Annotated in this window: 11 protein-coding genes and 2 pseudogenes; 7 read left to right on the top strand and 6 right to left on the bottom strand. The window is 71.0% G+C overall.

The window, feature by feature from the left end; all coding sequences use genetic code 11:
* Positions 1 to 62 precede the first annotated feature (62 nt).
* The 4 genes from GL263_RS14960 to GL263_RS14950 all read right to left on the bottom strand — a co-directional run bounded on the left by GL263_RS14960 (position 63) and on the right by GL263_RS14950 (position 1094).
* Complete coding sequence (locus GL263_RS14960) at positions 63 to 242, bottom strand: hypothetical protein (protein ID WP_182856197.1); 180 nt, start codon at positions 240 to 242, stop codon at positions 63 to 65.
* 18 nt (positions 243 to 260) lie between these two features.
* Complete coding sequence (locus GL263_RS14955) at positions 261 to 422, bottom strand: hypothetical protein (protein ID WP_182856196.1); 162 nt, start codon at positions 420 to 422, stop codon at positions 261 to 263.
* A gap of 62 nt (positions 423 to 484) precedes the next feature.
* A complete protein-coding gene (locus tag GL263_RS28860) occupies positions 485 to 607 on the bottom strand; it encodes a hypothetical protein (protein WP_267132767.1) in 123 nt (40 codons plus the stop codon).
* Positions 608 to 842: 235 nt separating this feature from the next.
* Positions 843 to 1094 (bottom strand): hypothetical protein, encoded by a 252-nt coding sequence (locus GL263_RS14950; protein ID WP_182856195.1) that lies wholly within the window; start codon positions 1092 to 1094, stop codon positions 843 to 845.
* Positions 1095 to 1678: 584 nt separating this feature from the next.
* On the opposite strand from GL263_RS14950, the gene GL263_RS14945 reads away from it, so the two are divergent.
* Entirely contained in the window at positions 1679 to 2887 is a 1209-nt protein-coding gene (locus GL263_RS14945) for a helix-turn-helix domain-containing protein (protein WP_323379404.1), read from the top strand.
* A complete protein-coding gene (locus tag GL263_RS14940; protein WP_182856193.1) occupies positions 2884 to 3420 on the top strand; it encodes a flavoprotein in 537 nt (178 codons plus the stop codon). Before GL263_RS14945 ends, GL263_RS14940 begins: the two co-directional genes overlap by 4 nt.
* 19 nt (positions 3421 to 3439) lie before the next feature.
* On the opposite strand, the gene cutA is transcribed toward GL263_RS14940, so the two are convergent.
* Positions 3440 to 3706 (bottom strand): divalent cation tolerance protein CutA, encoded by a 267-nt coding sequence (cutA, locus tag GL263_RS14935; RefSeq protein WP_228456515.1) that lies wholly within the window; start codon positions 3704 to 3706, stop codon positions 3440 to 3442.
* 35 nt (positions 3707 to 3741) lie between these two features.
* On the opposite strand from cutA, the pseudogene GL263_RS14930 reads away from it, so the two are divergent.
* The 5 genes and pseudogenes from GL263_RS14930 (at position 3742) to GL263_RS14910 (ending at position 7873) form a co-directional block, all read left to right on the top strand.
* Positions 3742 to 4487: pseudogene (locus GL263_RS14930) on the top strand (DUF6879 family protein).
* A 10-nt stretch (positions 4488 to 4497) separates the two neighbouring features.
* Positions 4498 to 4866, top strand: a pseudogene (locus tag GL263_RS14925) (helix-turn-helix domain-containing protein); the annotation flags it as partial.
* Positions 4867 to 5002: 136 nt separating this feature from the next.
* The gene (locus GL263_RS14920; RefSeq protein WP_182856192.1) at positions 5003 to 5767 is read left to right on the top strand and encodes an SDR family NAD(P)-dependent oxidoreductase; all 765 of its coding nucleotides are present in this window, start codon (positions 5003 to 5005) and stop codon (positions 5765 to 5767) included.
* Between the two features lie 48 nt (positions 5768 to 5815).
* The gene (locus GL263_RS14915; RefSeq protein ID WP_323379403.1) at positions 5816 to 6721 is read left to right on the top strand and encodes a sigma-70 family RNA polymerase sigma factor; all 906 of its coding nucleotides are present in this window, start codon (positions 5816 to 5818) and stop codon (positions 6719 to 6721) included.
* Positions 6722 to 6796: 75 nt separating this feature from the next.
* A complete protein-coding gene (locus tag GL263_RS14910; RefSeq protein WP_182856191.1) occupies positions 6797 to 7873 on the top strand; it encodes an NAD(P)/FAD-dependent oxidoreductase in 1077 nt (358 codons plus the stop codon).
* A gap of 45 nt (positions 7874 to 7918) precedes the next feature.
* On the opposite strand, the gene GL263_RS14905 is transcribed toward GL263_RS14910, so the two are convergent.
* Positions 7919 to 9112, bottom strand: a complete 1194-nt coding sequence (locus tag GL263_RS14905; protein ID WP_181353547.1) for an RtcB family protein — start codon at positions 9110 to 9112, stop codon at positions 7919 to 7921.
* Positions 9113 to 9447 lie beyond the last annotated feature (335 nt).

The raw sequence follows: 9447 nt of genomic DNA, 5'->3' as shown, positions 1-9447 counted from the left end.
CCCCCACCCGTTGCCGTGACCCCGCTCACACCCCGCACTGTCCGGCGTCAGGGCCACGGCGGCTACTGCGGGTCCGGACACTGCTCCTTGCCGCGCGGGCACGTCAGAAGCGTGCGAACGACGATCCGGCCGGGTTCGTAGTAGCCGACATAGGCATCCTGGCCGAGGCGGAGCATGCGGTGTGCGTGCTCCAGGTGCAGCTCGACGGACAGCCCGCCGGGCACGGGCGCGTGTTCCCCCAACTCCTCGGCCAGCCAGGCCTACACCTCGTCGATGTGGTGGTAGGTACCGGCCAGCATCGTTCTGGGCTTCCGGAACCAAGCGTCCAACTCCCGTGGCATGACCGCTCTGCTGTCATCGCGGGCTTGGGAGTCCGGTGGGACCTCGTGGCCGGTGTATCCGTAGGCGTGCCAGTGGTGCACGGGGCCTCCCGAGGGCTGGCGGCCGACCCGGTTTCGGGGCCGGCCGCTTCGCTGGGGTGTTGCTACTCGCGGCCGCAGCCGGTGCCGCTACCGCAGTCCGGTTCGTCGGCCGGCGGGGTGGTGTCGTCGATATCCGGCCCTTCGTCCTGAGGGTCGAAGGGCCGCGAGCGGAAACGGATGCGCATAGGCTCCTCCGTGTAGGTGGGTTGCTACCTGCGATCCGCCCCGGCCGGTCCTGCCAGGGATGTGCGGCCGGGGCGGGCTTGCGTGAGCCGACCAGCGGTGCTCACTCGACCGCTGAACAGCCCCGTCTCTACGGATTCGCGCCGAGGACGATGAGCAGCAGCAGTCCGGCCAGCAGCAGGCAGTAGACGACCTGCACGGCCAGAGCGTGCTCGACGCGGCGACGTCTACGGCGACTCACCGGGCGGCCTCACTGTCGGCGAACGCACGCCGAAGCTGCTCCGCCACGCAGGCCACCGCGACCGCGTAGACCAGTTCCGGGGGCAGCTCGACCCACGTCTGCCAGATCGCGTCCTCGTGCGGACCTTCGTGCCCGGCCGGCCGCACACACGGCAAGCGCGACACGACAAGCGGCGCCGTCTCCAGCCACTTCGGCCGACACCGCCCACACAGCTCGCCATCAGCGCCGTCGACGCTGCCGGTGCTCACCACGCCCACGCCCACGGCCCGTACCGAGTGCCGGACAACGACACCCAGCGCGGATCCGGCCTTTCGACCGGCACATAGGGCCGCACCAGCCGAGACGCGTCCCCGTCCAACGGCCCGATGTGGTCCGCCCGACCCCCGACCGGCCAGCCGCCCCGAGCGACGAGAAGCCGCCGCCTCAACCTCACATGCGTCATCGCGGCGCCCCCTTACGCGGCGGCCGCGACGCCCGGTTGTTGTCGAACTCGCCTTGGCCGTACGGCAGACAGGTCATGCAGGCGCGGTGGGACCAGCCGGGCCCGGTGTTCTGGTCGACAATCGAGACAGTCCGCACCGAAGGATCGGCGCGCTCGCAGCGGTCACAGAGCTCACGCATCGCGCGCCTCCGCGTCGCCCGGGCGAACGCACTCCGGGCGGTGACATGCCCAAGCACCGCGCACACGACGAGCGGCATGAATGAGGTTCCGGTACCGGTCACAAGGCCTCAACGCCTGGGTATGTGGACTCATACGCGTGGTCACGTCCCTTCTAAGGCCATCTGGCACCGCTGACCGTAAGGGAGATGACACAATGCGTGAGCACGCGAAGTGCGTGCCTTCTTGACGGAGGTCGCCGTGCACGACCAGGTTGGACGCCGAATCGCATATTGGCGTGAGCATCGTGGCCTGACTCAGGCTGAGCTCGGCCGCCTGATGGGGCAGAGTCGCCGATGGGTGCAGGACCTGGAGGGCGGGCACCGGCAGACGGATCCCCGGTTGTCCGTACTACTGAGAGCCGCCGTAGCACTGCGCGTGCCATTGGCACGTCTCATGGCGGACGAGCCCGCTAACGCCGAACCCACGCCTCCACCAGAGGTATCCGCGCTCGCTGACGTCCTCGTCACTCCCATCCCAGATGGCGAAGGGGTACAAGTAACCGCTCTTGAAAAAAGGATCACGTACTGCTGTCAGGCCTGGGCCGCCGGTCACTACACGACCGTGGCACGGGAACTTACCGCCGTGCTGGCTGTTGCGCACCGTACGGCTGAGACGACTTCCGCTGCCGCTGTACTGCTCTCGCGGGCCTACCAACTGTCCGCCTCGCTGTTGTTCAAGTTCGGAGCGGCTACGCGCACACCCGCCGTTCTCGCCGCAGACCGGGCTCTTACCGCCGCACAGCAGGCAGGCGATGCAGTCGCGATGGGCGCTGCCGCCCGCCGTGTTACTCGGGGCCTGATACACCAGCGACGCTACGCTGCGGCTGTCGGCTACGCCACGGACACCGCCACCACCCTCCGCCCCGATCTCGAACGCCACGGCCCTGCCGGGCTGTCCACCCTTGGCATGCTCTACCTGGTGGCGGCTGTGGCTGCCACCGGCGACGGACGGTCACAGCACGCGATCTCCACAGCGACCGAACAGCTTGAAACCGCCCGGGAGGTCGCACTGATCGACGAGCGATCCGGCGACTTCACCGAGTTCGGGCTCACAAACGTCCAGCTACATGAAGCCGATGTGCTGCTGCGTCTCGATGACGCCTGGTCGGCGCTGGAGACCGCGCGGAAGCTCGAACCGCAAGCAGTCCGGAAACTCAGCCGCGAGCGGCAGTCCCGCTTCCTGATCACCACGGCCCGCGCGGCGGCCCTCACCCGTCGGCGCGAGGAGGCGATCTGCGACCTCCTCAACGCCGAGCGACTCGCACCCGAGGAGTTGAGAAGGCCCGACGTGCTCCGGCTCGTCGCCGAACTCCTTGAGCTCGTGCCCACACCCAGCGCGGAGTTGACCGGACTCGCACGCCGTTGTGGACTCCAGACATGACCACGCCGGTGCTCTACCTCATCGCGACTGCCGCCGGACCCGCCGAGTACGTCGATGACGGCGTGCGCGCGGCGCAGGCCGACGGCTGGGACGTCTGCCTCCTCCTCTCGCCGACCGCCGCCCGCTGGTGGGAGCCGCAGGTCGGCGAGTTGGAGACGCTGACCGGCCATCCCGTACGGTCCCGCTACACCCTGCCCGGCGAGTCAGGCGGCCTCCCCAAGGCGGACGCCATGCTGGTCGCTCCCCTGACGACCACCAGCGCCTGCAAGTGGGCCGCCGGAATCACCGACACCGTCGCACTCGGCATCCCCGCCGAAGCAGTCCACCTCGGCATCCCCGTGATCGCCATGCCGTTCTGGTCAACAGCCCTCGGCGCTCAGCCAGCCGTCGACCGGGCGGTGCAGACGCTACGCGACCAAGGCGTGCACGTCGTCTTCGGACCCGGCGAGCCGCACGCCCCCAAGCATGGGAACACCTCCCGTTTCCCGTGGCTGCTGGGCATCAACGCCGCACGTGAGGTGTCGAGCCAGTAGCTTGGCGCGATGTCGGGGTTCATCGCCCGGCAGTGCGGCAAGGCGGAACGCTGGGATCACTCCGGGTGCTGCTGCGGGCGCACCGTGGAACCGATCCATCTGAGGTAGGCGGCCGAACCTGCCTCAATGGGGTGGCTGTGACCTCCGGGTTGTCCCACGTGTCGTGTTCGAGGATGTGTGCTTCGAGTTCGGCGTACCGGTCGGCCCGGGTCTTCAGGAGTAGTTGCCGCTCCTCGCCCGTGCCCTCGGTCAGACCCCGTAGTGCCGAGCTGAGACCTCGGACCATGCTTGGATCAACACCCCCTGGAAGGGCGAGCGTCCATGGCTCGTCAGCTTCGCTTCACCGGCACAGAGAGCAAGGTCGACGGCTGCCCCGCCCTGCACACTGACGAGGGCACCGGCGAGATCACCGTTCAGGGCACACCCGTCACCGACCCGGAAGACCTCGCGCAGCTCCAGCACTTGGGACGAACGAGGCAGCGGTAGCGTTGCCTCGCGAACTGCTTGTGAACTGGGGACCGAAGGAGATGGATAGGGTGCCGGAACGCGTCGACCGGGCCACCTTCCGCCGTCTGTTCGAGACCTTCCAGCACACCGCTTGGCGGCTGGAGACTCGGCGTGGCTACGCGTCCGACCGTGAAGACCCTGACCTTCAGGCGTTCTTGGCCACCGGCTCCGCGCCCTGCGACCCCGACGAGCCCTGGTTCGTCAACATCAAGGCCCAGACCGAGGCCGGCAAGGCGGTCGGTCGGGTGCGCGTCGCCGACAAACCGATGACCACCGAACAGCGGTTCTTGCTCGACTACGCCCGGCACAACGCGGCGGTCGGCGAGGACATCCGCTACCTGTGGCGTGCGGACGCCGCCGACCTGCCCGCCGAAGACTTCTGGATCTTCGACTCACGGTTGGTCGCGCTGCTGCACTTCGATGACGCCGACAACATCGTGAACATCGAGCTGATCACCGAACCGGCTGAGGTCGTGCGGTACGCCATGGTCCGTGACGCGGCGATGCACCACGCGGTGCCGTTCGACCAGTTCGCAGCGCAGGTGCCCCCGGCCGAATGACGCGTGACCGGTGAGCACTGACTATCAGCAAGCCAGGGTGGCCCTGGGGGCGCGGCTGCGCGAACTCCGTTTCACCTGCCCTGGTGGTCGGCTCACCGGTCAGCAGCTTGCCCGGCGGCTCGGCTGGCCCGGTTCCAAGGTCAGCAAGCTGGAGAACGGCAAGCAGACGGCCAGCCCCGAGGACCTCAGGGCGTGGGCCGACGCGACCGAGCAGCCGGGCGTGTACCCCGAGCTCGCCGCCCGGCTGGCGGGGTTCGAGTCCCACATCAGGTCATGGCGTCGCGCGCTGGCGAACGGCTTCAAGCCGCTGCACGAGGGGCTGAGCGCCGAGATCGACCGCACCTCGGAGATGTGGGTCTGGGAGTCACCAGGGCTTCCCCTTCCAAGGGCCAGGCCGCAGTGTGTCTGGGCGGGGTCGCGGTGATCATGTGCGCGGCGGGTGCTCGGTGAGCGGCGGCGGTAGGGTCGGCGGGGAGGCGCCGCCCGGAGGGCGGGAACGCGAGGAGGACACTGGGATGAGCGTGCGGACCGCCGTTGTCACCGGCGCCAGCAGCGGGATAGGCGCGGCCACCGCCCGCCGGTTGGCGGAGGGCGGGATGCGGGTGGTGCTGACCGCCCGCCGCGCCGATCGGATCGAGGCGCTGGCGAAGGAGCTGACCGCCGCCGGGCACAACGCCGTCGCCCGGCCGCTGGATGTCACCGACCGCGCCGCCGTGGACGCGTTCGCCGCCGAGCTGCGCGGCGAGGGCGAGGTGCACGTGCTGGTCAACAACGCCGGTGGCGCGCTCGGCACGGACAGCGTGGCCGAGGGCGACCCGGCGGACTGGCGCGCCATGTACGAGGTGAACGTGCTCGGCGTGCTGAACATGACGCAGGCGCTGCTGCCCGCACTGACGGCGAGCGGCGACGGCACGGTGGTGATGGTCTCCTCCACCGCCGGGCTCGACGTGTACGAGGGCGGCGGCGGGTACTGCGCCGCCAAGTACGGCACGCACGCGCTGACCGAGACGCTACGGCTGGAGCTGTGTGGGCAGCCGGTGCGGATCGTGGAGATCGCCCCCGGCATGGTCCGGACGGACGAGTTCGCGCTGACCCGGTTCCGGGGCGACGCGGACAAGGCGGCGGCCGTGTACCAGGGCGTGGCCGAGCCGCTGACCGCCGAGGACGTGGCGGAGACGATCGGCTGGGCCGTCGAGCGGCCGCCGCACGTGAACATCGACCTGCTGGTGGTGCGGCCGCGCGCCCAGGCCGCCAACCGCAAGGTTCACCGGGAGTCCTGACGGCCCGCCGGAGCGGGCGGTGAACGGGCACGGCGGTACCGTGGGGCGGTGTCCGAGCTGCCCCCTGATGCCCACGGTTCCGCCGACGGCGTTGCCGTGTTCGACGCCCACCGGCCCTATCTGGCGTCCGTCGCCTACCGGCTGCTCGGCTCGGTGGCCGACGCCGACGACGTGCTCCAGGACGCCTGGCTGCGCTGGCGGACCGTCGACCACGGCACGGTCGAGGACCCGCGCGCGTATCTGACCCGGACCGTGACCCGGCTCTGCTACGACCTGCTGCGGTCGGCGCGGGTGCGCCGCGAGGCGTACGTGGGCGAGTGGCTGCCGGAGCCGGCGGTGGTCGAGGAGGTGTCGCCGGCCGAGCGGGCGGTGGTCGGCGAGGAGGTGTCGCTGGCGATGCTGGCGGTACTGGAGAAACTGACGCCGGCCGAGCGGACGGCGTTTGTGCTGCACGACGTGTTCGCCGTCGACTTCGCGGAGATCGCGACGGCGTTGGACCGCTCCCCGGAGGCGGTCCGGCAGCTCGCCTCGCGTGCCCGGCGGCGGGTGGGCGAGCAGAGCGGCCGCTCCCGGCCGGTGGACCCGGCGGAGCACCGGCGGGCCGTGGCGGCGTTCACGGCGGCCGCCGTGGGCGGCGACATGGGCGCGCTGGTCTCGGTGCTCGCCCCGGACGTGGTGTGGCACTCCGACGGCGGCGGCGTGGTGTCGGCGGCGGTCCGCCCGATCTTCGGTGCGGACAAGGTGGCCCGCACGGTGCTGGGCCTGGGCGCCAAGTTCGTGGCGACCGGCGAGGCCACTCTCGCTCCGGCCCTGGTCAACGGCGAGCCGGGGCTGATCACCCGGGACGCCGAGGGCCGGCTCAGCGGCGTGATGGGCTTTGCCGTCGCCGACGGCCGGATCACCGAGATGTACATCGTGCTGAACCCGGAGAAGCTGCGCCACCTGGAGGCGTGACGCGGGTCACTGTCACACATCCGGCCGCCGTCCCGTCCCCTGGTCACACGTTCCGAGGAGCAGCGGGAGGACCAGATGACCGGGCAGCAGCACATCGTGGTGGTGGGGGCGGGCTACGCGGGGCTGTCGGTGGCCACGAGGGCGGCGCGGCGGCACCGGGTGACCGTCGTCGCGCCGGAGGCGCGCTTCCTCAACCGGGTCCGCCAGCACGAGACGGCCGCCGGCCACCGGGAGCACCGCCCGGCGATCTCCGCCGTGCTGCGCGGCCGGAACGCCGTGCACGTGCGGGACCGCGTCGTCGAGCTCGACCTGGCCGGACGCAAGGTCTTCACCGCCGGGGGCGAGGCGATCGGCTACGACAGGCTGGTCTACGCCCTGGGCAGCCGGACCGCGTTCCTGGGCGTGCCGGGCGCGGCCGAGCACGGCTTCCCCGTCGAGCGCGCCGCAGAGCTGCGCGACCGGATGGCCGCCGCCGACCGGCCGGGGACGGTCGCCGTCGTCGGTGGCGGGGCGACGGGCGTCGAGCTGGCCGCCGAGCTGGCGGAGGCGGCGCCGGAGTGGCGGGTGCGGCTGGTGACCGACGGGCTGGTCGGCGGCTGGCTGTCGTCCCGTGGTCGGGCGCACGTGTTGTCCGCCCTCGCCCGGCTGGGCGTGGTGGTGCACGAGGAGCACCGGGTCACGGAGGTGCCCGCCGGCGGTGGGGTGCGGACGACGTGCGGCCCTCTGGAGGCGGACCTGGTGGCCTGGGCGGCGGCCATGGAACCGCACCGGCTGGCCGCCGAGGCGGGGCTGGCGGTGGCTCCCGACGGTCGTGCGGAGGTGGACCGGCAGTTGCGTTCGGTCTCGCACCCGGAGGTGTACGCGGTGGGTGACGCGGCGTCCGTCCACGTGCCGGGTGTGGGGCGGCCGCAGATGAGCTGCGCGGCTGCGGGCCCCATGGGCCGACACGTCGGGCGGGCGCTCGCCGGGCGGCGGCCCGGTAAGCCGTTCGCGTTCCGGTACATCCTGCAGTGCCTGAGCCTTGGGCGGCAGGACGGTCTGGTGCAGCTCCTGCGGACGGACGGCAGCATGCGGCAGACGGTGTTCACCGGCACGACGGCGCGGCTGGTGAAGGCCGCGCTCGTGACAGGTGTGGTCCGCGCCCTGCGCTGAGCTCGTCCCCGACCGGGTGGGGCGCGTTTGGCGCCCCACCCGGTGTCAACCCTTCACGCACACCACCTGCTTCAGCTTCGCGACGACCTGCACGAGGTCCTTCTGCTGGTCGATGACCTGCTCGATCGGCTTGTAGGCGCCGGGTATCTCGTCGACGACCCCGGAGTCCTTGCGGCACTCCACGCCCTTCGTCTGCTCGGCGAGGTCCTGCACGGAGAACCGGCGCTTGGCGGCGTTGCGGCTCATGCGGCGGCCGGCGCCGTGCGAGGCCGAGTTGAACGACGCCTCGTTGCCGAGGCCCTTGACGATGTAGGAGCCCGTGCCCATCGAGCCGGGGATGATGCCGTAGTCGCCGCTGCCGGCGCGGATCGCGCCCTTGCGGGTGACCAGCAGGTCCATCCCGTCGTACCGCTCCTCGGCCACGTAGTTGTGGTGGCAGGAGATCATCGGGTCGAACGTCGGCTTGGCCTTGCGGAACTGCTTGCGGACGACGTCCTTCAGCAGGCCCATCATCACGGCCCGGTTGCGCTTGGCGTACTCCTGCGCCCAGAACAGGTCGTTCCGGTAGGCGGCCATCTCCGGCGTCTCGGCGACGAACACCGCGAGGTCGCGGTCGACGAGGCCCTGGTTGTGCGGGAGCTTCTGGGCGATGCCTATGTGGTGCTCGGCCAGCTCCTTGCCGATGTTGCGGGAGCCGGAGTGCAGCATGAGCCACACCGCGCCGTCGGTGTCCAGGCAGACCTCGACGAAGTGGTTGCCGCCGCCGAGCGTGCCCATCTGCTTGGTGGCGCGCTCGTGCCGGAAGCGGACGGCTTCGGCGATGCCGCCGAAGCGGGACCAGAAGTCGTCCCAGCCGGCCGTGGGGAAACCGTGCAGGTCGCCCGGGTCGACGGCCTCGTCGTGCGCGGCGCGGCCGACGGGTATCGCGGCCTCGATGCCGGAGCGCAGGGCCGACAGATCGCCGGGGAGGTCGTTGGCCGTGAGCGAGGTGCGTACGGCGGTCATGCCGCAGCCGATGTCGACGCCGACGGCGGCCGGGCAGACGGCGTCCTTCATGGCGATGACGGAGCCGACGGTCGCGCCCTTGCCGTAGTGCACGTCCGGCATCACCGCCAGGCCCTTGATCCAGGGCAGGGTGGACACGTTCCGCAGCTGGCGCATCGCGCCGTCCTCGACGGTGGCCGGGTCGGCCCACATCCGGATCGGTACCCGCGCCCCGGGCAGTTCGGTGTACGACATGACAGTCAGATCCCCCTGAGAAACCTTGTGATTCGGCACACCGACCAACGAAGCGCAATAACCGGACATATAGCCACATAGCCCCCGGCGAGCCGGACGGTCGCGCGGTGTGTGCGATAGACATTGTGTTCCGCCGCCCCCGGGGTGCGGCAACAATATTTCGGACGAGGTTCAGGAGGCAGCGTGCGGGGAACAGCTCTCGCGGGCGGCGTGGCGGCACTCGCGCTCGCCGTCGGTGCGACCGCGTGCACCGCCGGCTCCGGACCCGGCGGCGAGACCGCCGACGGCAAGACCGGGGCCGCCGGCACCGCCGCCGGACCCGCCCGCCCCGGCAC

The organism is Streptomyces durbertensis (assembly GCF_014156695.1).
In the GTDB taxonomy this organism is placed as follows: domain Bacteria; phylum Actinomycetota; class Actinomycetes; order Streptomycetales; family Streptomycetaceae; genus Streptomyces; species Streptomyces durbertensis.
Note: the sequence above shows the minus strand (reverse complement) of the source record. Positions and strands in the feature narration are given on the sequence as shown.

What these genes read in the sequence shown, in the direction of transcription:
- GL263_RS14940 (WP_182856193.1), top strand. Translation starts at nt 2,884, where the DNA reads ATGACCACGCCGGTGCTCTACCTCATCGCGACTGCCGCCGGACCCGCC.
- GL263_RS14910 (WP_182856191.1), top strand. Translation starts at nt 6,797, where the DNA reads ATGACCGGGCAGCAGCACATCGTGGTGGTGGGGGCGGGCTACGCGGGG.
- GL263_RS14920 (WP_182856192.1), top strand. Translation starts at nt 5,003, where the DNA reads ATGAGCGTGCGGACCGCCGTTGTCACCGGCGCCAGCAGCGGGATAGGC.
- GL263_RS14905 (WP_181353547.1), bottom strand. Translation starts at nt 9,112, where the DNA reads ATGTCGTACACCGAACTGCCCGGGGCGCGGGTACCGATCCGGATGTGG.
- cutA (WP_228456515.1), bottom strand. Translation starts at nt 3,706, where the DNA reads ATGGTCCGAGGTCTCAGCTCGGCACTACGGGGTCTGACCGAGGGCACG.
- GL263_RS28860 (WP_267132767.1), bottom strand. Translation starts at nt 607, where the DNA reads ATGCGCATCCGTTTCCGCTCGCGGCCCTTCGACCCTCAGGACGAAGGG.